We start from the raw sequence: 21,205 nt of genomic DNA, 5'->3' as shown, positions 1-21,205 counted from the left end.
CTCGTCACACATTCACTGCCTAGGCAGTAATAAGGTGACTTTCGATGCCTCACTTCACCCCTGACAACTTTCACAACTGCCACCTCGGGCTGTTGCTGGGCCGCGCCGCGATCCTCAAGGACCGCATCATCGACACCCATATGGAACCCCACGGCATCACCGCCGCGCAGTTCAAGGTGTTGATCATCATGGCCCAGTTCGGCGTCGATACCCCGGCGGAGCTGTGCCGCAACCTATCCCTGGATAGCGGTTCGATGACGCGCATGCTCGACCGTCTGGAGCAAAAAGACTTGCTCAGCCGCAAGCGCTCCGAGCTGGATCGCCGCCAGGTGCAGTTGGTGCTGACCGCCGAGGGCCAGCGCCTGGCGGACATGCTGCCGCACATCGGCGCCAAGGCTCTCAACCAGTTGGCCGGTGTGCTTGAGCCGGGCGAGCTGGAAACCCTGGAGCGGATCCTGAAGAAAATGCTGATCGCTGCGGGTGACCCCATTACGATCCAGCGGGTAGGTAGATCATGAACACTCGCGCACTCAGCCTGGTGCTGGCGGCGATGACGTTGGCCGGTTGCGCCAATTACAGCGGCCTCGACACCCAGGGCCAGCGCCTCGACGCCAATACCTTGCACACCGGTAAATCCCTCAGCGGCGTGACGCTGTCGAGCGCCGCCTGGCCGGCCCCCGACTGGTGGAAAAGCCTGGGCGACCCACAGCTTGACGGCCTGATCCAGGAAGCCCTGCAAAACAGCCCCGACATGCAAGTGGCCGACGCTCGTGCGCATCAGGCCGAAGCCGCCGCCTATGCCGCCAACGCCGCGCGTATGCCGACCGTGGATGCCAGCGCCGGCGTGAGCCGTTCGCGCCTGGCCAAGGACCAGGACCCACGCGGGCAGGGCGATGCCTATTCGACGGTGCGCAACATCGGCGCCAGTTTCAACTACAACTTCGACCTGTGGGGCGGCCAGCGCGCCGCCTGGGAAGCGGCGTTGGGCGAGGCCCGTGCTGCCGAAGTCGACCAGCAGGCCGCGCGCCTGACACTGGCCGCGAACGTGGCCAAGGCCTACAGCGACCTGGGCCAGGCCCATATCGTGCGTGACCTGGCCGTGGATGACCTCAAGCGTACCCGCCAGATGCTCGACCTGAGCAAGCGCCGCCTGAGTTCCGGTATCGACAGCGAGTACCAGTTCCAGCAGACCGAGAGCCTGGAAGCCAGCTCTCAGTCGCAACTGATTGACGCGGAAAAACAACTGCAAAGCGCCAAGATCGCGTTGGCTGTGTTGCTCGGCAAAGGCCCGGACCGCGGTGACGAGTTGGCGCGCCCAGCGGTGCTCAAACCCAGCGCCGTGGCCGTGCCGGCGGTGTTGCCTGCCGAGTTGCTTGGCCGTCGCCCGGACCTGGTCGCCGCACGTTGGCGCGTAGAGGCCGCGAGCAAGAACATCGCTGCCAGCAAGACCCGCTTCTACCCCAACCTCAACCTGAGCGCGAGCGCAGGTGCCGAGTCGTTGCTGGGCGATGCGATGTTCGGTTCGGCCAGCCGCTTCTTCAACATTGCGCCGACGATTTCGCTGCCGATCTTTGACGGCGGCCGTCTGCGTGCTGATCTCGATGCCCGCGACGCCGACTACGACCTGGCCGTGGCCCAGTACAACAAAACCCTGGTGCAAGCCTTGGGCGATATCGGCAACAGCCTGTCCCAACTGCGTGACACCGGGCGGCAGATCCAGGCCCAGCAACATGCCGCCGACATCGCGCAACAGTCCTACGACACCGGGGTGCAACGCTACAGCTCAGGCATCGGTAACTACCTGGATGTGCTCAGCATCGAGCAGCAACTGCTACAGGCCCAGCGTCAGCTGGCCACCCTGAATGCGGCGCAGATCGACCTGTCGATTCAATTGATGCAGGCCCTGGGTGGCGGGTACCACGTCAACAGCGTGGCCGCGACCACCCCAGCTACACGCACGGAATAATTTGAGGTATTTGTCATGGCCACTGCCGACAGCAACAACGCAACCGAACAACCCAAAGACACCAACCCCCGCAAACGCAAAGTGATGCTGATCGGCCTGGCGCTGATCGTCATCCTGAGTGTGGTGGGCGTGTGGGCCTGGTATGAGTTCTACGGGCGCTTCAATGAAAGCACCGACGACGCCTATGTGAACGGCAACGTGGTGGAAATCACCCCGCTGGTCACCGGCACCGTGGTCAGCATTGGCGCCGACGATGGCGACCTGGTCCATGAAGGCCAGGTGCTGATCAACTTCGACCCCAACGACGCCGCCGTCGGCCTGCAGAGTGCCCAGGCCAACCTGGCCCGCACCGTGCGCCAAGTACGCGGCCTGTACAGCAACGTCGATGGCATGAAAGCCCAGGTCAATGCGCAGAAAGCCGATGTGCAAACCGCCCAGGACAACTACAACCGCCGCAAGACCCTGGCCCAGGGCGGCGCGATTTCCCAGGAAGAACTGTCTCACGCTCGCGACAGCCTGACCGCCGCCAAGAACGCCTTGACCAACCTTGAGCAACAACTGAAAACCACCAATGCCCTGGTGGATGACACCGTGATTTCGTCCCACCCCGATGTGCAAGCGGCCGCCGCGCAACTGCGCCAGGCGTACCTGACCAATGCGCGCAGCACCTTGATCGCGCCGGTCACCGGCTATGTGGCCAAGCGCACCGTGCAACTGGGCCAGCGCGTCCAACCGGGCACCGCGCTGATGGCGGTGATCCCGCTGGACCAGCTGTGGATCGACGCCAACTTCAAGGAAACCCAACTGCGGGATATGCGCATCGGCCAGCCGGTGGATATCGAGTCGGACATCTACGGCAGCGACGTCAAGTACAGCGGCACCGTCGACAGCCTTGGCGCCGGCACGGGCAGCGCGTTCGCCTTGCTGCCCGCGCAGAACGCCACCGGCAACTGGATCAAGATCGTGCAGCGGGTACCGGTGCGCATCCATATCAACGCCGAAGAGCTGGCCAAACACCCGCTGCGAGTGGGCTTGAGCACCGTGGTCAACGTAGACCTGCACGACCAGAGCGGCCCGGTGCTGGCGCAACAGGCGCCGCAAAAAGCCTCGTTCACCACCAACGTGTATGACCGCCAATTGGCCGAGGCCGATGCCATGATCAACCAGTTGATCCATGACAACAGCGTCGCCGCTCCCAAGGCTGCGCAACGCTGATGAGCAATAACGCCTCGTTCACGCCACCCAGCCTGTTGATGGCCACTATTGGCCTGTCGCTGGCGACCTTTATGCAGGTGCTCGACACCACCATCGCCAACGTGGCGTTGCCGACTATCTCCGGCAACCTGGGGGTGAGTTCGGAGCAGGGCACCTGGGTGATCACTTCGTTTGCGGTGAGCAACGCCATCGCCTTGCCGCTCACCGGTTGGTTGAGCCGGCGCTTTGGCGAGGTGAAACTGTTCTTGTGGGCGACCCTGCTGTTCGTGCTGGCGTCGTTCCTGTGCGGTATCTCTACCTCGATGCCTGAGCTGATCGGCTTTCGGGTGCTGCAAGGCTTGGTCGCCGGGCCGTTGTATCCGATGACCCAAACCTTGTTGATTGCAGTCTACCCGCCGGCCAAGCGCGGCATGGCCCTGGCGTTATTGGCGATGGTCACGGTGGTCGCGCCGATTGCCGGGCCCATCCTCGGCGGCTGGATCACCGACAGCTACAGCTGGCCGTGGATCTTTTTCATCAACGTGCCCATCGGTATCTTCGCGGTGATGGTGGTGCGTGCGCAGCTGAAAAAGCGCCCGGTGGTCACCAGTTACCAGCCGATGGACTACGTTGGGCTGCTGAGCCTGATCGTCGGTGTGGGCGCCTTGCAGATCATCCTCGACAAGGGCAATGACCTGGACTGGTTCGAGTCCAACTTCATCATCATTGGTGCGGCCATTTCGGTGATTGCCCTGGCGGTGTTCGTGATCTGGGAGATGACCGACAAGCACCCGGTGGTCAACCTGCGACTGTTCGCGCACCGTAACTTCCGGATCGGCACCATCGTGTTGATCCTGGGTTATGCGGGCTTTTTCGGCATCAACCTGATCCTGCCGCAGTGGCTGCAAACCCAGATGGGCTACACCGCCACCTGGGCCGGGCTGGCGGTGGCGCCGATCGGCATTTTGCCGGTGCTGATGTCGCCGTTCGTGGGCAAGTACGCGCACAAGTTCGACCTGCGCCTGCTGGCGGGCCTGGCGTTCCTGGCGATTGGCTTGAGCTGCTTCATGCGCGCCGGTTTCACCAACGAAGTGGACTTCACCCACATCGCCATGGTGCAGCTGTTCATGGGCATCGGCGTGGCGCTGTTCTTCATGCCTACCTTGAGCATCCTCATGTCCGACCTGCCGCCGCACCAGATTGCCGACGGCGCGGGGCTTGCGACCTTCCTGCGCACCTTGGGCGGCAGCTTCGCGGCCTCGCTGACAACCTGGATCTGGATTCGCCGGGCCGACCAGCACCATGCCTACATGAGCGAGAACATGACCGTCTACGACTCGACCACCCGCGATGCGTTGCAGGCGCTGGGTGGGGCAGGGCAGAAGGCCTATACCCAACTGGACCAGATTCTCACCAGCCAGGCGTACATGATGTCCACCGTGGATTACTTCACGTTGCTGGGGTGGATGTTCATGGGCTTGATGTTGCTGGTGTGGCTGGCCAAGCCACCGTTCACGGCGAAGGCTGGGCCTGCGGCTTCGGGGCACTGATTGTAAGGTCAGCGCGGTCCCTGTGGGAGCTGGCTTGTGTGGGAGCTGGCTTGCCTGCGATAGCATCACCTCGGTGCATCTGATACACCGAGGTGTCTGCATCGCAGGCAAGCCAGCTCCCACAGGTTGAACGGTGTTGTGTCAGAGGTTCAGGCGCCAGGCAACGCCAACTGCGGGTTGACGAAGTCAAACGCCGCCAGCTGAAATCCTTGCTCATCCACCTGCAGCGCCCACCCTTGCTTGTCCCAGTCCCCCAGCACAATGCGCTTGGCCGCCTGGTCGCCGATCTGCAACTTATGGATGGCGGGGCGGTGGGTATGGCCGTGGACCAGGGTGCGCACGCCGAACTGCTGCATCACCCGTGGCACTTCTTCAGGGGTGACATCGACAATGTCGTTGGCCTTCATGCGCACTTGAGCGCTGCTCTCACTGCGCAACTTGCGCGCCAGTTTGTGGCGGGTGCCCAAGGGCAGGTGGCGCAGGATAAACAGTACAACCGGGTTACGCAGGATGCGCCGCAGCTTCATATAGCCGAGGTCGCGGGTGCAGAGGCTGTCGCCGTGCATCAACAGCACTGGCTCGCCATACAACTGCACGACCGTCGGGTCCTTGAGCAAGGTAGCGCCTGCCGCTTTGCAGAACGCCTTGCCGATCAGGAAATCACGGTTGCCGTGCATGATGAAAATCGGGGTGCCGCTGTCGCTCAGCTCACGCAGAGCCGCGCAGATGGAACGCTGGAAGGGGGTCATGCCATCGTCGCCAATCCAGGCTTCGAAGAAGTCCCCCAGAATGTACAACGCCTGGGCGCCACGGGCGCGGCCGTGGAGCAGATCCAGAAACGCCCGGGTGATGTCCGGGCGCTCCTCTTCCAGATGCAAATCTGAAATCAGCAATATCACCCAACGATCTCGGCTTTCTCGACGATCACGTCTTCGGCTGGAACGTCCTGGTGACCGGCCTTGGAGGTGGTCGAGACGCCTTTGATCTTGTCGACAACATCGGTGCCTTCGGTGACTTTACCGAACACCGCGTAGCCCCAACCCTGCACGTTCTTGCCGCTGTGGTTCAGGAAGGCGTTGTCGGCGACGTTGATGAAGAACTGCGCGGAGGCCGAATGCGGCTCCATGGTACGGGCCATGGCGACGGTGTACTTGTCGTTGGAAAGGCCGTTGTCCGCTTCGTTCTGGATGCTTGGACGCTTGTCTTTCTTCTCTTTCATGCCCGGCTCGAAACCGCCGCCCTGGATCATGAAGTTACCGATGACACGGTGGAAAACAGTGTTTTCGTAGTGGCCGGCTTTGACGTATTCGATGAAGTTGGCGACGGTGATCGGCGCTTTCTCGGCGTTCAGCTCGATAACGATGTCACCGTGGTTGGTGGTCAGTTTGACTTGAGTCATGTTCGCTACTCTTTTCAGGGAATTCGTGGGTGTGGGCGCCTGGGCACCTTACCTGTCTGGCTAAACGACGGCCAAGGCGCGCAGTTTAGCGTGCCCTGCGGGAATTTCGAGGTGGTTTTTTACCGCCCGGGCAATTAATTGGCCGCGCTCTGTATGTGTCTTGACTGCTTCGGCTATTATGAGCCCTTTGTTTTATCTGGCCCCACCTGGCCATGCACCTGTCTGTTCAAGGATCCTATGAGCAAGCCCACTGTCGACCCTACCTCGAATACCAAGGCCGGACCTGCCGTCCCGGTCAATTTCCTGCGCCCGATCATCCAGGCGGACCTGGATTCGGGCAAGCACACGCAGATCGTCACTCGTTTCCCACCTGAGCCCAACGGCTATCTGCACATCGGCCACGCCAAGTCCATCTGTGTGAACTTCGGCCTGGCCCAGGAGTTCGGTGGCGTCACGCACCTGCGTTTCGACGACACCAACCCGGCCAAGGAAGACCAGGAATACATCGACGCCATCGAAAGCGACATCAAGTGGCTGGGCTTCGAATGGTCCGGTGAAGTGCGCTATGCCTCCAAGTATTTCGACCAGTTGTTCGACTGGGCCGTCGAGCTGATCAAGGCCGGCAAGGCCTATGTGGACGACCTGACCCCGGAGCAGGCCAAGGAGTACCGTGGCACGCTGACCGAGCCGGGCAAGAACAGCCCGTTCCGCGACCGTTCGGTGGAAGAGAACCTGGACTGGTTCAACCGTATGCGCGCCGGCGAATTCCCGGACGGCGCCCGCGTGCTGCGCGCCAAGATCGACATGGCCTCGCCGAACATGAACCTGCGCGACCCGATCATGTACCGCATCCGCCATGCCCATCACCACCAGACCGGTGACAAGTGGTGCATCTACCCCAACTACGACTTCACCCACGGTCAGTCGGACGCCATCGAAGGCATCACCCATTCCATCTGCACCCTGGAGTTCGAGAGCCATCGCCCGCTGTACGAGTGGTTCCTGGACAGCCTGCCGGTCCCGGCGCACCCACGTCAGTACGAGTTCAGCCGCCTGAACCTGAACTACACCATCACCAGCAAGCGCAAGCTCAAGCAACTGGTCGATGAAAAACACGTGCATGGCTGGGACGACCCGCGCATGTCCACGCTGTCGGGCTTCCGCCGCCGTGGCTACACCCCGGCGTCGATCCGCAACTTCTGCGATATGGTCGGCACCAACCGCTCCGACGGCGTGGTCGATTTCGGCATGCTCGAATTCAGCATCCGTCAGGACCTCGACGCCAACGCCCCGCGCGCCATGTGCGTGCTGCGCCCGTTGAAAGTCGTGATTACCAACTACCCGGAAGGCCAGGTCGAGAACCTCGAACTGCCGCGTCATCCGCAGAAAGAAGAGCTGGGCGTGCGCAAGTTGCCATTCGCCCGCGAGATCTACATCGACCGTGACGACTTCATGGAAGAGCCGCCAAAAGGCTACAAGCGCCTGGAGCCGAACGGCGAAGTGCGCCTGCGCGGCAGTTACGTGATTCGTGCGGACGAAGCGATCAAGGACGCCGACGGCAACATCGTCGAGCTGCGCTGCTCGTACGATCCGGACACCCTGGGCAAGAACCCTGAAGGCCGCAAGGTCAAGGGTGTGGTCCACTGGGTGCCGGCCGCTGCCAGCATCGAATGCGAAGTGCGCCTGTACGATCGTCTGTTCCGCTCGCCAAACCCTGAGAAGGCTGAAGACAGCGCGAGTTTCCTCGACAACATCAACCCTGATTCCCTGCAAGTGCTCACAGGTTGTCGTGCCGAGCCATCGCTTGGCGACGCACAGCCGGAAGACCGTTTCCAGTTCGAGCGCGAAGGCTACTTCTGCGCGGATATCAAGGACTCGAAACCAGGCGCTCCGGTATTCAACCGTACCGTGACCTTGCGAGATTCGTGGGGCCAGTGATTTAAGGGAAACATCGTGCTAACGATCTACAACACGCTCAGCAAGACCAAAGAAGTCTTCAAGCCGCTGGACGGCAACAAGGTGCGCATGTACGTGTGCGGCATGACCGTGTACGACTACTGCCACATCGGCCACGGCCGCAGCATGGTTGCCTTCGACCTGGTGACCCGCTGGTTGCGTTTCAGCGGCTATGACTTGACGTACGTGCGCAACATCACCGACATCGACGACAAGATCATCAACCGTGCCAACGAAAACGGCGAGTCGTTCGACGCGCTGACCGAGCGCATGATCGCCGCCATGCACGAGGACGAGGCGCGCCTCAACATCCTCAAGCCGGACATGGAACCGCGTGCCACGGACCACATCCCTGGCATGCACGCGATGATCCAGACCCTGATCGACAAGGGCTACGCCTACGCCCCAGGCAACGGCGACGTGTACTACCGCGTCGCCAAGTTCATGGGCTACGGCAAGCTGTCGCGCAAAAAGATCGAAGACCTGCGCATCGGCGCGCGGATCGAAGTCGACGAAGCCAAGCAGGACCCGCTCGACTTCGTACTGTGGAAAGGTACAAAGCCGGGCGAGCCGAGCTGGGAGTCGCCGTGGGGCGCCGGGCGTCCGGGCTGGCACATCGAATGCTCGGTGATGTCCACCTGCTGCCTGGGCGAGACCTTCGACATTCATGGCGGCGGCAGCGACCTTGAGTTCCCGCACCACGAAAACGAAATCGCCCAGAGCGAAGCCGCCACAGGCAAGACCTACGCCAACGCCTGGATGCACTGCGGCATGATCCGCATCAATGGCGAGAAGATGTCCAAGTCCTTGAACAACTTCTTCACCATCCGCGACGTGCTGGAAAAGTACCACCCGGAAGTGGTGCGTTACCTGCTGGTGTCCAGCCACTACCGCAGCGCCATCAACTACTCGGAAGACAACCTCAAGGACGCCAAGGGCGCCCTGGAGCGTTTCTACCACGCGTTGAAAGGTTTGCCTGCGGTGGCGCCGGCAGGCGGCGAAGCCTTCGTGGCACGCTTCACCGAAGTGATGAACGACGACTTCGGTACCCCGGAAGCCTGCGCCGTGCTGTTCGAGATGGTGCGCGAGATCAACCGCTTGCGCGAGACCGATATCGACGCAGCGGCGGGCCTGGCGGCGCGTCTGAAAGAACTGGCCAGCGTGCTGGGCGTGTTGCAGATGGAGGCCGATGACTTCCTGCAAGCCGGCGCTGAAGGGCGTGTGGATGCCGCTGAGGTAGATGCACTGATCCAGGCGCGTCTGGCGGCTCGCACCAATAAAGACTGGGCGGAATCCGACCGTATCCGCGACCAACTGACCGCGATGGGTGTGGTGTTGGAAGACGGCAAGGGTGGGACGACGTGGCGGTTGGCTGACTGACCGTTGATAGCTGCACGCTGAATGAAAAACGCCCTGACTGGTTCGGGGCGTTTTTTTACAAAAAATAGCGATGTCACTTAGCGTTTCCACCACCAGTTCAAGTCGCGTTTAACTGGGAGTGCGAGTGCATGCAGTATGAAGAACGCTAGTGCGATCCAGCCAATGATTGGATAGTTTTCGATGACTTCTGGATGAGTACCGAAGTATAAGTATTTGTCAAATTGAGCGATTTCCATATGTGTCATCATAAAGAAAATATTGACTGCTAAGCTGATATAGATTTTTGTATATCCAAGTCCTTTGCCGGAGAAGATAACTCTAAGCCAGTAAGCGAATAACAGCCCCAGTGGCGAGAGTATTAGAAAAGCCATAATAATCACTTTTTAGACTCTTCATGTAGTTGCTTTAATGTGATTGCATCTGTTGCGGCCTCCGCTGTCAGCGAAGTTGGTGTCATGGTTTTATAGGCTCGTATCCGGTCTGAATCCAAATACCTAAATAAACGCCAAGCATCTGGTTTGTATATATGTCTTACAGTGCTGTAGATAGATAGGCTAATATCAACGGCGCCGTAGGCCATGTTTGCTTCCCGCTCTCCGTGACCGACGGCGGATGCAACTGATTGATATGCTGTACGAACCGGACCGACGGTATCGGATCTACCTGTTACTAGGTTGTGTCCACCTTCATATAAATTATTAGCGCCATGTGCCATTAATGGCACTCCTGCGACGAGGCACAGGGTACCCACCGATGCGTAGCAAATTCCGGCACCAGTAGCTATTTGAAGCGCGCCTGCAACGGCTCCAATTCCATTTCTCCCAATTGCTATTGACTGATCCAGCAAACTACGCTGCTCTTTTTTTATCTCGATCAGCCCCTCTGCGACGGTCTTTTTTCCCTGCTCCACATCGTTAACAATACTGCGAGCGTAATAGGCCACTTCCCGATTGAATATCGAGCGAGTCACACCGTCCTGCAGATGACGAGCGCTGATTGTGCAAGCCTGGCTGGTCAGGTTGCCTGCGGCTTGGCTGACGACCCATAAGTCATAAAAGCTCGGTGTTTGATTTTTGTTCTTTGATTTCATCGCCCGGTTTCCCATGAGCCATAGCCGCTGGTCCCCGCGATGTGATGTGTCCAGATAATTTCCCGATAACGAATCGACAGATGTTCTTGTGCGTCTACATCATTCAGGAGTACGGAATGGGGAACGTCCACGGTCAGGCTGGCAATGATGCAGCCCCTTATATCGACGGTGTAGTATTTTTCGTGCCGACCAAACTGTGAAATTCGATAGAAGTTGATGACGCAGTTCAGTTCTTCTCTGTTGGATAACGCCACGGCCAACAAGGGCGAGGATTTATCAATGTTTTTTGTGATGACCACCGGGCCGTGAGTGGAAGCTCTGACATTGCCGGTGTTGAGCATATTGTGATTGAAGGACATCACCATGATTTCGTCTCGGTGCCCCTCCTGGCACTTGTTGCCGATGGAGTCTTGGGTTGAGCAACCAGCCGAGATCAGGCCTTGAGATTTTCCGTTAATGGACATGTAGCCGTGGTTAGCCATGGACGTTGGCATCCTGATTTATTCGCCATAAACATACAAAAGAATGTAAATAGGAAATATCGGATGTTTCGCCTTTTATCGTGCGAGTAGGATGTAGGATTATTCGATTTTTGTCTGGGATTTCGACTTGGTGCGGGCCGATGATGCTGAGCTGGCGCAATTGGCGGCGCGTATCCGCTCTTTTGCCTGGCGCCAAACCAAATGGTGGGAGCTGGCTTGCCTGCGATAGCGCAGTTTCAGTCAATGATGCTGTAACTGATAAACCGCTATCGCAGGCAAGCCAGCTCCCACATTTTTACTGAATTCGCCTGAAGAGTCAGCGGCGGCTGCTGACTTCGGCGGGGACGTCATCGCCGGCCATGCGTTTGCGGAACAGGGCGGTTCGCGCCAGTAGCAGTGTGGTGACCGGCACGGTGATCGCGAGCAAAATCGGAATCAACCAGCCGTGCAACACCGGCCCGGATTTGAGCGTTGAAAAGTAGATGATCGACGCCAGCGCCACGCTCCACGCCCCCAACGTCGAGGCCAGTGCCGGTGGGTGCATGCGTTGGAAAAACGCCTTCATCCGCAGCAAGCCAATCGCGCCAATCAAGGCAAACAGGCCGCTGAGCAACAGCAACGCCGCCACGATAATTTCAACCCATAACGGCATCATTCAATCACCTCGCCACGCAGCAGGAATTTGGCCAGGGCGAACGAGCCGACGAAGCCGAACAGCGCGATCAATAGCGCCGCTTCAAAGTAAGTGTCGCTGGCATAGCGAATACCCAGGGTCAGCATCATCAGCATCGCCAGGATGTACAGGTAGTCCAGCGCCAGTACCCGGTCCTGGGCCGAGGGGCCTTTGAACAGGCGCACCAGGGTCAGCACCATGGCCAGGGAGAACAGGAACAGGCTGAACAGGATCGCATTGGCGAGCAGGGCGCTCATTCGAAGATCTCCATCAGGGGCCGTTCGTAGGCGTGCTTGAATTGCTGGATAAACGAGGCTTCGTCATCCAGGTCGAAAACGTGCAGCAGCAGGATGCTGCGGTCCAGGGCCAGCTCCGACCAGACGGTACCGGGGGTCACGCTGGTGATCATCGCCAGCACAGCCAGACCGTTGGCGTCGCGCAGGTCCAGGGGGATCTTGATAAAGCGCGAGCGCGGTGGGCGGGAGCCGCAGGTGAGTACGCCCCATGCCACGTGCAGGTTGGAGATGATCACATCGAGGCCGACCCGGAAAAACAGGCGGATGATCACCCCAGGGCGGCGGATGCGGATCGGCAGCGGGCGCAGCGGCGCCATCATCAGCGGCGCAAGAAAGCCCAACAGTGCGCCCAGCAGCAGGTTGCCGGGGCTGATCGACAAGTTCAGCACCAGCCACAATACCCACAACGCCAACGACAGCCAGGGAGCCGGGAACAGACGCTTCATGGCTGCACCTCCAGGGCGGCGGCCTTGGCTTCAGGGCTCGGCACTGGCCGGGTCGCGAGCACTGCCATCACGTAGTGTTCCGGGTTGTTCAGGCTTTCGGCAGTGGCCTGGGTGTAGCGCATCAGCGCCTCGGCCTTGAAGGTCAGCGCGATGCTCAACCCCAGCAGCAGGAAGATCGGCACACACTCGTAGCGGCGCAGCAGCGGTGATGGGCGTTCTTCCGGGGTCCAGAAGCGCTGGATGCCGAGGCGGGCGAAAGCGATGAGCGAGGCCAGGCCAGAGAGAATCAGCAGCGCCACCAGGCCCCAGGCCGCCGGGCGGATGGACTCGTCCACGGCGTTGCCCAAGCCCAGTGGGTTGATCAGCGCGCTCAACAGGCTGAGCTTGCCGATAAACCCGGACAGCGGCGGCATGCCGATAATCAGCAGCGCGCAGGCGATAAAGCTCAGGCCCAGGAAGGCCATGGTCCAAGGGATGACCTGGCCGATCACTGCTTTTTGCTCATCGTCCAGGTTCACGCCCGGGCGCGGATGCAGCGATTCCATGGCTTTGGGCAGCGCATCAATCTCCTCATCCAGCGGCAGGTCGTTGGCCGAACGCGAACGCTCGATCAATTCCGCCAGCAAAAATAATGCACTCAGTGCCAGGGTGGAGCTGACCAGATAGAACAGCGCCCCAGCGGTCAGGCTCGGCTGGGCAAACCCTACCGCTGACAGCAGAATTCCGGCCGACACCAGGATACTCAGGCTGGCCATGCGTTCCAGACGCTGCGCCGCCACCATCGCCAGTGCCGCGCAAATGATGGTCGCCATGCCGCCATACACCAGCCAATCGCCGCCAAACAGTGCCGAAGCCCCGGCCTGGCCGGAGAACAGCAGGGTCCACAGGCGCAGCACGGTGTACACGCCGACCTTGGTCATGATCGCGAACATTGCCGCCACCGGCGCGCTGGCCGAGGAATAGGCGGGTGCCAGCCAGAAGTTCAGCGGCCACATGCCGGCCTTGGCCAGGAACGCCGTAGCCAGGATCGCTGCACCGGCATGCAACAGGCCGCGATCGGCCTCCGGCACCAGCGGGATTTTCAACGCCAGGTCGGCGAAGTTCAGCGTGCCGGTGACGCCGTAGATCATCGCCGCGCCGATCAGGAACAGCGACGACGCCAGCAGGTTGATCGCAATGTAATGCAGCCCCGACGACACCCGCGCACGGCCGGAACCGTGCAGCATCAGGCCGTAGGAGGCGGCCAGCAGCACTTCGAAGAACACGAACAGGTTGAACAGGTCGGCGGTGAGGAAGGCGCCATACAGCCCCATCAGTTGGATCTGGAACAGGGCATGGAAGCTGGTGCCCGCACGGTCCCAGCGGGCCATGGCGAACAGCAGCGCGCTGACGCCGATAACCCCGGTCAGCACCAGCATCATCGCCGACAGTTGGTCCACCACCAGGACGATGCCGAACGGCACCTGCCAGTTGCCCGGCAGATACACACCAATCGAGCCGGGGCCGCCTTGTTGCGTCCAGTACAACAGCAGCACGGCAACGCCCAGTCCGGCGATGCTGGAGCACAGATTGATCTGGGCTTTGAGTGGGCGGCGTTTCTCGCCCAGCATCAGCATCAGCCCGGCGGTGAGCAGCGGCAGCAGGATCGGCGCGACGATCAGTTGATTCATCCACGTCATTCCTTGGGCTCCCGGCCGTCTACATGGTCAGTGCCGGTGAGGCCCCGGGATGCCAGCAGCACCACCAGGAACAACGCGGTCATGGCGAAGCTGATCACGATGGCCGTGAGCACCAGGGCCTGAGGCAGTGGGTCGGTGTAGTTGAGCAGGTCTTGGGGCACGCCGTCCTTGATGATCGGCTCCTTGCCGATAAACAGGCTGCCCATGCTGAAGATGAACAGGTTGACGCCGTAGGACAGCAGGCACAAACCCATGACCACCTGGAACGTCCGTGGCCGCAGGATCAACCAGACGCCGGAGGCCGCCAGGACCCCAATGGCTATTGCGATGACTTCTTCCATCAGGCGGCTCCTTCGGTTGCAGCAACCACTTTGGGCTGGTTGCTCGGTTTATGCGCGCGCACCGACTGGTGGCCGAGGGCGGTGAGCATCAACAGGGTCGAGCCCACGACCATGGCGTACACGCCGACGTCAAAGAACAGCGCACTGGCAATATGAATATCGCCCAGTAGCGGCAGGCTGAAATGCCAGGTATGCGTAGTGAGGAACGGGTACCCGGCGAACAGCGCACCCAGCCCGGTCAAGGTGGCTGACAGCAGGCCGAAGCCCATCCAGCGCATCGGCCGCAGGCTCATCTGCGCCTCGACCCACTGGGTGCCGGCGACCATGTATTGCAGGATAAACGCCACCGACATCACCAGCCCGGCGACGAAACCACCCCCAGGTTGGTTGTGGCCGCGCATGAACAGATAAAACGACACCACCAGCGCTATCGGCAGCAACAGGCGCACCAGCACCGCCGGCACCATCATAAAGCCCAGGGCGGTGTCGCTGGCCTGGCGCGGGTTGACCAGGTCGGTGGCCACGTCCGGCGCCAGTTGGCGCTGTTGGGGTGGCAATTCCATGCTTTCCTTGGACGGGCGGAAGCGGCGCAGCAAGGCGTACACGGTCAAGGCCACAGCGCCCAGTACGGTGATTTCGCCCAGGGTGTCGAAGCCACGGAAGTCCACCAGCATCACGTTCACCACATTGCTGCCGCCGCCTTCGGGCAGGGCACGGCTTAAGTAGAACGAGGAGATATCGTTGGGCGTCTGGCGGGTCAGCATCGCGTAGGACAACAGCGCCATGCCGCCGCCCACCACAGTGGAGAGCAGCAAGTCACGCAGGCGGCGGATACGCGCCTTGCGCAGCGAGCTGGGCAGGGGTGAGACCTCTTCGATCCGCCTTGGCAGCCAGCGCAGGCCGAGCAGGATCAGCACGGTGGTGACCACTTCCACCACCAATTGGGTGAGGGCCAGGTCCGGCGCCGAGAACCACACGAAGGTGACGCAGGTCATCAGGCCGCACACGCTGACCATGGTCAGGGCCGCCAGCCGGTGGTACTTGGCTTGCCAGGCGGCGCCGAGGGCGCAGGCAATCGCCAGCAACCACAGGGTCACGAAGACGATGGAACCCGGGATTTTCGGGCGGTCGCCCCAGCTGAGGCCACTGTTGATCATCGGGATCATCGCGCCGATCACTGCCAGCAGCACCAACAGGAACAACTGGGTTTGCAGGCGCTTGGTGCTGATGCGTTTCTCGATGCGGCGCACGCCGCGCATCATCACCACCAGGCAGCGCTCGAAACCGCGCTTGCCGTTGAAGTAGCCGATCAGCGGTGGGTATTCGAAGCGGCCACGCTTGAGTTGCTTGCGCAGCATCAGGTACAGCACCACGCCGCCGGTCATTGCCACCAGGCTCATGATCATCGGCGCGTTCCAGCCGTGCCAGATCGCCAGGCTATATTCCGGTAGCGTACCGCCCACCACCGGCAGGGCGGCAGCGGCGAGGATCGAGCCGACCACCTGGGCCGGGAAAATCCCCACCAGCAGACAGGTGAACACCAACAGCTCGACGGGTGCGCGCATCCAGCGCGGCGGCTCGTGGGGCGTGTGCGGCAAGTCGGTGGCGGGCGGGCCGAAGAACACGTCCACGGTAAAACGCAGGGCATAGGCCACGCTGAATGTACCGGCAATGGTCGCGATCACCGGCAGGGCGATTTCCACCCATTGGGTCGACGAGATAAACACGGTTTCGGCAAAGAACATCTCTTTGGACAGGAAGCCATTGAGCAACGGCACCCCGGCCATGGACGCGCTGGCGACCATCGCCAGGGTCGCGGTAAACGGGATCAGGCGCACCAGCCCACTGAGCTTGCGGATATCCCGCGTGCCGCTTTCGTGGTCGATGATGCCCGCCGCCATGAACAGCGAAGCCTTGAAGGTGGCGTGGTTGAGAATGTGGAATACTGCGGCAACTGCGGCCAGTGGGCTGTTGAGGCCCAGCAGCAGGGTGATCAGCCCGAGGTGGCTGATGGTGGAATAGGCCAGCAGGCCCTTGAGATCGTTTTGAAACATGGCGCAGTAAGCGCCGAGGAGGAGAGTGAGGGCGCCGGCACCGCCGACGATCCAGAACCATTCTTCGCTGCCGGACAGCGACGGCCACAGGCGGGCCAGCAGGAACACGCCGGCCTTCACCATCGTCGCCGAGTGCAGGTAAGCCGAAACCGGGGTGGGCGCCGCCATGGCATGGGGCAGCCAGAAATGGAAGGGGAACTGCGCGCTTTTGCTCAAGGCGCCGATCAGCACCAGGGCGAGCATGACCGGGTACAGCGAATGCGCGCGAATCTGATCGCCCGCCGCCAGCACCTGGTCCAGGTCATAGCTGCCGACGATATGCCCCAGCAGCATCACTCCCGCCAACAGGCACAGCCCACCTGCGCCAGTGACCATCAGCGCCATATACGCACCACGTCGCGCATCTGCACGGTGGTGCCAATAGCCGATCAACAGGAACGAGAACAGGCTGGTCAGTTCCCAGAAGAATACGATCTGGATCAGGTTGCCGGAGATCACCAAACCCAGCATGGCGCCCATGAACGCCAGGAAAAATGCAAAGAAACGCGGAACCGGGTCGTCCGGCGACATGTAGTAGCGCGCATACAGCGACACCAGCGTGCCGATGCCCAGCACCAGCATCGAGAACAGCCAGGCAAACCCATCCATGCGCAACACGAAGTTGAGCCCCAGGCTGGGCAACCACATGAATTCTTCGCGGATCACGCCACCGTGGGCGATCTGAGGGTAGAGCAGGGCGACTTGAATAGTACCGACCAGTGCCACAAGGCCGGCCAACAGCGATTCGGTGTTACGTGCGTTATGCGGCAGCAAGGCCGCCAGACAGCTGCCGATAAAAGGCAGAAGCAGTAGAACTATCAGGGACATAGGCTTCTAATCTGCGGGAGTTTGGGATGCATCATACGTGCCGCTTTCACGATCACCAAACGGCAAGATGTGGCAGGATCCTACAAGGTAGGCTGAAACCTCCCATTTGGCACTGTTTCAACCTGCCCTTGAATTAAAATGCAGACCTCTGTGGGAGCCGTTATCTGCAGCGACGCCGTACCTGTGGCGAGGGAGCTTGCTCCCGTGACGGGCTGACAGTCGACGCTTATCTCCCTGACACCCCACGATCCAATTGTGGGAGCTGGCTTGCCTGCGAAGACGGCCTGACAGCCGACACCTATCTCCCTGACACCCCGCGATCAAACTGTGGGAGAGGGCTTGCTCGTGAAGGCGGTCTGGCAGTCTAGAAGGTTGGATTGTGTACATATCCATTGCTGCGGTAACGGCTACTTAGGGTTCCGCCTGACGGCGGGTCACTTTGGAAAAGAGCCCCAGAGTAACCAAAGGGCTCTTGCCCCACCACTCGGCACCTCGCTTAGGCTCGGTGTGCCCGAACACAGTCTTGAATCCGTGGGCCGCCGTCCTGCCGGGTTACCCACGGATTCAAGCCTGCGCTCGGCCAGCGTGGTTTAACGGAGCGCCTGAGATCAAGATCACAAGCAGATCAAGAGCAAGATCAAGAGCGGCTCGCTTCGCATCGTGGTTACCGTTGATCGCAAACTACCCCTGCCGCTCCTCCTCCAACGCCTCTGCCAACTCAACGGCCTTCTGCCCCTTGGTCTTCAATTCACTCACAATCACCGCCACCACAATCAGCACCGCGCCCAGCATCGCGATCGGTGGGAACCGCTCCCCGGCGATTCGCCCCACAACGCCTGCCCACACCGGCTCACCGGCATAAATCAACGTCGCCCGCGTTGGCGAGACACTCTGCTGTGCCCAGTTCATCGCCACTTGGATCACCGCACTGGTCAAGCCCAGGCCCACGGCACTGAACAGCAACAGCCAAGAAAAGCCCGGCAACGCCTCGCCCATGGGCACCACCATCATGAAGGACAGCACCGAAGCGGTGGCCAGTTGCACCACGGTCACCCGACGAATATCCACCTGGCCGGCAAATGCGCTGATCAAGATGATCTCGGCCGCTATGGCCACTGCACCGATCAAGGTGGCGATTTCACCCGCGCTGAAATTCAGCGAGGCCCCCGCCGGGCCGGTCAACAGCATCAACCCCGCAAACGCCAACATGATGCCGATGCTGGGCATCAAGCCGGGGCGACGGCCAAGCACCAGCCACTGCAACAGCGGTACGAACGGCACATACAAGGCGGTGATAAACGCCGATTGGCTGCTCAAGATGGTTTGCAGGCCAATGGTCTGCAAACCGTAGCCGAACATGATCGCCACCCCGATAAACACCCCGGCCTTCAATTCGAACAGGGTCAGGTCGCGCAGGGTGCGCAAGGAAAAGAACCCCACCACAATCGTCGCCGCCGCGAAGCGCAGCCCCACAAAAAACATCGGCCCGCTGACCGCCATGGCGTGCTGCACCAGCAAAAAGGTGCCGCCCCAGATCATGGTGATCACCACCAGGATGCATTCGGCTTTACTGAAACGGTTGAAACGCGAAGGGGAGTTCGGGGCGGTCATGGCGGCTCGGTCTTGCAAGGGGAAAGCACGGACCGCACAATGCGCCGCACGCTGGGCAGTATACTGCGCACACCCACCTATTGAGCAATATAGTGCACAAAGAAAATCCGCAACGGGCTTCGGTCCTGCAGCACGTCAGCCAGAACGTTCGTCGCCTGCGCCATGCCGCCGACTTGAGCCAGACCGCGCTCTCGGAAAAGTCCGGGGTCAGCCGGCGCATGCTGGTGGCGATAGAAGCAGGGGAGAAGAACGTCAGCCTGTCGACCCTGGACCGTGTCGCCGAAGCGTTGGACGTGGCGTTCAGTGATCTGATTCAGGCGCCGGATGTGCGCGACCACAGCCGTATCAATGAGCTGGCCTGGGCGGGCGAGATTGTCGGCAGTAAGGCGGTGTTGCTGGCCAAGGCTACGGCACGGCGTGAGGTCGAATTATGGGAGTGGCGGCTTGAGCCCGGTGACCGTTATTGCCCGGACCCTGACTTGGAAGGGTGGAGCGAACAACTGTTTGTGTTCGAGGGCAGCCTGACGCTGGTGATAGGTGATCAGGAAAATCTCATCGAGGCTGGAGAGTTCTTTATGTTCGCCAGCCACCAGCCCCATGCTTATCGCAATGATGGGAACGCGGCGGTACGGTTTGTTCGAAATGTGGTGATTTGAGCAGTAATAAGGGCGAACTGGCATGAGTGAATCCACCCGCGTTGCAGATGTACTGATCATCGGTGGTGGCCTGAGCGGCACGATGCTGGCCGTGCAACTGCTGCGCCTGCCGGGCACGCGGCGCATCCTGATAGTCGAACCCCGTGCTGAGCTGGGGCGCGGCGAAGCCTACAGCGCGGTCGAATTGGGCCATACGCTGAACGGCAATGCGGCGCGTATGAGCGTTGACCCGGACAACGCCGACGACCTGACCCAATGGCTCACCGACTACATCAGCGCCGGCGGATGGCCCGAGTCGAACCAACAGCATGTGCCTATCAGCGAGCTGTTCCCGCCACGGGGGCTTTTCTGCCTGTACGCGCAGCAGCGTCTGGCGCAAGCCAAGGCGCTTTCTACATCGAGCGTCGAGCACATCCGCGCCGAAGGGGTAGACCTGCAAGTCGATGCCACCTCGGTGTTGTTGACCCTCGATACTGGCGAGCAACTGCGCGGCGCCTGTGCGGTATTGGCCACCGGCATGTTCCCTGCTGCGCGCACTCCGCAGACCGAGTCCACAGGATTGAATGCCGCCGCGTTGGACCCTTGGGATGTACCCGCGATGACCCGGCTCGACCCACAATCGACCGTGCTGATCATCGGCTCGGGCCTGACCATGGTCGATGCCGTGGTCTCCCTGGAGCAGGCCGGCCATCGCGGGCCTATCGAGGTTTTTTCGCGCCACGGCTTGTTGCCCCATGTACGCCGGCAACCGCCGAGCTGGGACGACTTCCTCGCCGCTGACCACAGCCTGAGCAGCCCCCGACAATTGCTGCGTGAGGTGCGACGCCAATGCCAGCTCGCGTTGGGGCAAGGCACAGACTGGCAGGCGCCGCTGGACACGGTGCGCGGGCATATCGCGCGGCTGTGGAGCCAGGCCAGTGAGGCCCAGAAGCGCCAGTTCGTGCGGCATGTACGGCCTTGGTGGGAAAGCCATCACCACCGTTCGCCGCCCTTGAGTGCGCAGTTGGTAGCGCGGTTGCAGGGGCAAGGGCGGTTGCGGATTCAGGCGGCGTCGTTCAAGGGCTTGGTGCCTTCGCAGAAGGGGGTTGCCATTGCGGTGCGCTACCGTGGCGAGGATGTGATCACCAAGATGTTGGGCGCTGCGCTGATCAATTCCAGCGGCATCGAATACGACTGGCGCCGGGTGGCCCGTCCTTTACCGCAGCAACTGCTCAAGCGCGGGTTGATCCAACCTGGGCCGCTGGCGCTGGGGATTGCGGCGGATTCAACGGGGGCGGTGCTGGATGCTCGCGGCGAGGTCAGCCAGCGACTGTTCGCCCTGGGGCCGCCGTTGCGGGGCATGTGGTGGGAGAGTACGGCGGTGACCGATGTGGCGCTGCAGGCCAAGGCACTGGCCGCCAGGCTGACACAGCGCTGAATGTTAGAGTTGGTATTGATTGCCCCAATGCAAGTAACCGGTAATCTTGTGGCGAGGGAGCTTGCTCCCGCTGGAGTGCGAAGCGCTCCCAGGATCCCGTCTCTTATAAACATCTCCGAGCCCACGAGACCACGGAACAAAACTCGTA

20 protein-coding genes are annotated in these 21,205 nt (G+C 61.0%); 8 read left to right on the top strand and 12 right to left on the bottom strand.

Annotation, left to right across the window (positions count from 1 at the left end):
* Nucleotides 1-44 precede the first annotated feature (44 nt).
* Genes GIW79_RS14635 through GIW79_RS14620 form a run of 4 tightly spaced genes read left to right on the top strand, consistent with a single transcriptional unit; the run spans nt 45 to nt 4,710 of the window.
* Entirely contained in the window at nt 45-518 is a 474-nt protein-coding gene (locus tag GIW79_RS14635; protein ID WP_014718945.1) for a MarR family winged helix-turn-helix transcriptional regulator, read from the top strand.
* Nucleotides 515-1,966 carry an efflux transporter outer membrane subunit gene (locus tag GIW79_RS14630; RefSeq protein ID WP_236454573.1) on the top strand — a complete coding sequence of 484 codons (1,452 nt, stop codon included), beginning with the start codon at nt 515-517 and terminating at the stop codon, nt 1,964-1,966. The genes GIW79_RS14635 and GIW79_RS14630 overlap by 4 nt, the downstream gene beginning before the upstream one ends.
* A gap of 15 nt (nt 1,967-1,981) precedes the next feature.
* Nucleotides 1,982-3,181, top strand: coding sequence for an HlyD family secretion protein (locus tag GIW79_RS14625; RefSeq protein WP_034127907.1), 1,200 nt, complete (start codon nt 1,982-1,984; stop codon nt 3,179-3,181).
* Complete coding sequence (locus GIW79_RS14620) at nt 3,181-4,710, top strand: DHA2 family efflux MFS transporter permease subunit (protein ID WP_003192178.1); 1,530 nt, start codon at nt 3,181-3,183, stop codon at nt 4,708-4,710. The genes GIW79_RS14625 and GIW79_RS14620 overlap by 1 nt, the downstream gene beginning before the upstream one ends.
* A gap of 149 nt (nt 4,711-4,859) precedes the next feature.
* Here the strand turns inward: GIW79_RS14620 and lpxH are convergent, their stop codons facing one another.
* On the bottom strand, nt 4,860-5,609 hold the full coding sequence (lpxH, locus tag GIW79_RS14615; RefSeq protein WP_014718941.1) for a UDP-2,3-diacylglucosamine diphosphatase: 750 nt from the start codon (nt 5,607-5,609) through the stop codon (nt 4,860-4,862).
* A complete protein-coding gene (locus GIW79_RS14610; protein WP_003174772.1) occupies nt 5,606-6,109 on the bottom strand; it encodes a peptidylprolyl isomerase in 504 nt (167 codons plus the stop codon). Before GIW79_RS14610 ends, lpxH begins: the two co-directional genes overlap by 4 nt.
* A gap of 237 nt (nt 6,110-6,346) precedes the next feature.
* Between GIW79_RS14610 and GIW79_RS14605 the strand changes: the two genes are divergently transcribed.
* Together GIW79_RS14605 and cysS are read left to right on the top strand one after the other, a co-directional pair.
* Entirely contained in the window at nt 6,347-8,047 is a 1,701-nt protein-coding gene (locus tag GIW79_RS14605) for a glutamine--tRNA ligase/YqeY domain fusion protein (RefSeq protein WP_003192174.1), read from the top strand.
* Between the two features lie 15 nt (nt 8,048-8,062).
* Nucleotides 8,063-9,445, top strand: a complete 1,383-nt coding sequence (gene cysS, locus GIW79_RS14600; RefSeq protein WP_032902823.1) for a cysteine--tRNA ligase — start codon at nt 8,063-8,065, stop codon at nt 9,443-9,445.
* Nucleotides 9,446-9,522: 77 nt separating this feature from the next.
* On the opposite strand, the gene GIW79_RS14595 is transcribed toward cysS, so the two are convergent.
* The 10 genes from GIW79_RS14595 to GIW79_RS14550 form a co-directional block, all read right to left on the bottom strand.
* Nucleotides 9,523-9,816 (bottom strand): hypothetical protein, encoded by a 294-nt coding sequence (locus tag GIW79_RS14595; RefSeq protein ID WP_232914648.1) that lies wholly within the window; start codon nt 9,814-9,816, stop codon nt 9,523-9,525.
* 5 nt (nt 9,817-9,821) lie between these two features.
* Nucleotides 9,822-10,535 carry a DUF4225 domain-containing protein gene (locus GIW79_RS14590; protein ID WP_127880715.1) on the bottom strand — a complete coding sequence of 238 codons (714 nt, stop codon included), beginning with the start codon at nt 10,533-10,535 and terminating at the stop codon, nt 9,822-9,824.
* Complete coding sequence (locus tag GIW79_RS14585; protein ID WP_124412574.1) at nt 10,532-11,017, bottom strand: Hcp family type VI secretion system effector; 486 nt, start codon at nt 11,015-11,017, stop codon at nt 10,532-10,534. The genes GIW79_RS14590 and GIW79_RS14585 overlap by 4 nt, the downstream gene beginning before the upstream one ends.
* A 316-nt stretch (nt 11,018-11,333) precedes the next feature.
* Complete coding sequence (locus GIW79_RS14580) at nt 11,334-11,672, bottom strand: Na+/H+ antiporter subunit G (protein ID WP_236454571.1); 339 nt, start codon at nt 11,670-11,672, stop codon at nt 11,334-11,336.
* Nucleotides 11,669-11,947, bottom strand: a complete 279-nt coding sequence (locus tag GIW79_RS14575; protein WP_003192168.1) for a K+/H+ antiporter subunit F — start codon at nt 11,945-11,947, stop codon at nt 11,669-11,671. The genes GIW79_RS14580 and GIW79_RS14575 overlap by 4 nt, the downstream gene beginning before the upstream one ends.
* Nucleotides 11,944-12,432 carry a Na+/H+ antiporter subunit E gene (locus GIW79_RS14570; RefSeq protein ID WP_014718934.1) on the bottom strand — a complete coding sequence of 163 codons (489 nt, stop codon included), beginning with the start codon at nt 12,430-12,432 and terminating at the stop codon, nt 11,944-11,946. The genes GIW79_RS14575 and GIW79_RS14570 overlap by 4 nt, the downstream gene beginning before the upstream one ends.
* Entirely contained in the window at nt 12,429-14,111 is a 1,683-nt protein-coding gene (locus tag GIW79_RS14565; protein WP_034127904.1) for a monovalent cation/H+ antiporter subunit D, read from the bottom strand. Before GIW79_RS14565 ends, GIW79_RS14570 begins: the two co-directional genes overlap by 4 nt.
* Nucleotides 14,108-14,452, bottom strand: a complete 345-nt coding sequence (locus tag GIW79_RS14560; protein WP_003192163.1) for a Na+/H+ antiporter subunit C — start codon at nt 14,450-14,452, stop codon at nt 14,108-14,110. Before GIW79_RS14560 ends, GIW79_RS14565 begins: the two co-directional genes overlap by 4 nt.
* Nucleotides 14,452-17,373, bottom strand: a complete 2,922-nt coding sequence (locus GIW79_RS14555) for a monovalent cation/H+ antiporter subunit A (RefSeq protein ID WP_014718932.1) — start codon at nt 17,371-17,373, stop codon at nt 14,452-14,454. Before GIW79_RS14555 ends, GIW79_RS14560 begins: the two co-directional genes overlap by 1 nt.
* 681 nt (nt 17,374-18,054) lie before the next feature.
* Nucleotides 18,055-18,984: a DMT family transporter gene (locus GIW79_RS14550; RefSeq protein WP_054897286.1), complete on the bottom strand. Its 930-nt coding sequence runs from the start codon at nt 18,982-18,984 to the stop codon at nt 18,055-18,057.
* 92 nt (nt 18,985-19,076) lie between these two features.
* Here GIW79_RS14550 and GIW79_RS14545 point away from each other — a divergent pair, with 92 nt between their 5' ends.
* Nucleotides 19,077-19,640: a helix-turn-helix domain-containing protein gene (locus tag GIW79_RS14545; protein ID WP_054897287.1), complete on the top strand. Its 564-nt coding sequence runs from the start codon at nt 19,077-19,079 to the stop codon at nt 19,638-19,640.
* 22 nt (nt 19,641-19,662) lie between these two features.
* Nucleotides 19,663-21,057, top strand: a complete 1,395-nt coding sequence (locus GIW79_RS14540) for an FAD/NAD(P)-binding protein (protein ID WP_236454568.1) — start codon at nt 19,663-19,665, stop codon at nt 21,055-21,057.
* Nucleotides 21,058-21,205 lie beyond the last annotated feature (148 nt).

The sequence above is a fragment of the Pseudomonas sp. PA-7-1E genome, from assembly GCF_021605325.1.
GTDB lineage: Bacteria > Pseudomonadota > Gammaproteobacteria > Pseudomonadales > Pseudomonadaceae > Aquipseudomonas > Aquipseudomonas fluorescens_BV.
This window is presented reverse-complemented; position numbering and strand designations above follow the sequence as displayed.

Coding starts and splice junctions, on each gene's coding strand:
- GIW79_RS14625 (WP_034127907.1), top strand. CDS start 1,982: ATGGCCACTGCCGACAGCAACAACGCAACCGAACAACCCAAAGACACC.
- GIW79_RS14560 (WP_003192163.1), bottom strand. CDS start 14,452: ATGGAAGAAGTCATCGCAATAGCCATTGGGGTCCTGGCGGCCTCCGGC.
- GIW79_RS14620 (WP_003192178.1), top strand. CDS start 3,181: ATGAGCAATAACGCCTCGTTCACGCCACCCAGCCTGTTGATGGCCACT.
- GIW79_RS14605 (WP_003192174.1), top strand. CDS start 6,347: ATGAGCAAGCCCACTGTCGACCCTACCTCGAATACCAAGGCCGGACCT.
- GIW79_RS14635 (WP_014718945.1), top strand. CDS start 45: ATGCCTCACTTCACCCCTGACAACTTTCACAACTGCCACCTCGGGCTG.
- GIW79_RS14580 (WP_236454571.1), bottom strand. CDS start 11,672: ATGATGCCGTTATGGGTTGAAATTATCGTGGCGGCGTTGCTGTTGCTC.
- GIW79_RS14595 (WP_232914648.1), bottom strand. CDS start 9,816: ATGGCTTTTCTAATACTCTCGCCACTGGGGCTGTTATTCGCTTACTGG.
- GIW79_RS14610 (WP_003174772.1), bottom strand. CDS start 6,109: ATGACTCAAGTCAAACTGACCACCAACCACGGTGACATCGTTATCGAG.
- GIW79_RS14590 (WP_127880715.1), bottom strand. CDS start 10,535: ATGAAATCAAAGAACAAAAATCAAACACCGAGCTTTTATGACTTATGG.
- GIW79_RS14565 (WP_034127904.1), bottom strand. CDS start 14,111: ATGACGTGGATGAATCAACTGATCGTCGCGCCGATCCTGCTGCCGCTG.
- GIW79_RS14585 (WP_124412574.1), bottom strand. CDS start 11,017: ATGGCTAACCACGGCTACATGTCCATTAACGGAAAATCTCAAGGCCTG.
- GIW79_RS14550 (WP_054897286.1), bottom strand. CDS start 18,984: ATGACCGCCCCGAACTCCCCTTCGCGTTTCAACCGTTTCAGTAAAGCC.
- GIW79_RS14555 (WP_014718932.1), bottom strand. CDS start 17,373: ATGTCCCTGATAGTTCTACTGCTTCTGCCTTTTATCGGCAGCTGTCTG.
- GIW79_RS14540 (WP_236454568.1), top strand. CDS start 19,663: ATGAGTGAATCCACCCGCGTTGCAGATGTACTGATCATCGGTGGTGGC.
- GIW79_RS14630 (WP_236454573.1), top strand. CDS start 515: ATGAACACTCGCGCACTCAGCCTGGTGCTGGCGGCGATGACGTTGGCC.
- GIW79_RS14570 (WP_014718934.1), bottom strand. CDS start 12,432: ATGAAGCGTCTGTTCCCGGCTCCCTGGCTGTCGTTGGCGTTGTGGGTA.
- GIW79_RS14575 (WP_003192168.1), bottom strand. CDS start 11,947: ATGAGCGCCCTGCTCGCCAATGCGATCCTGTTCAGCCTGTTCCTGTTC.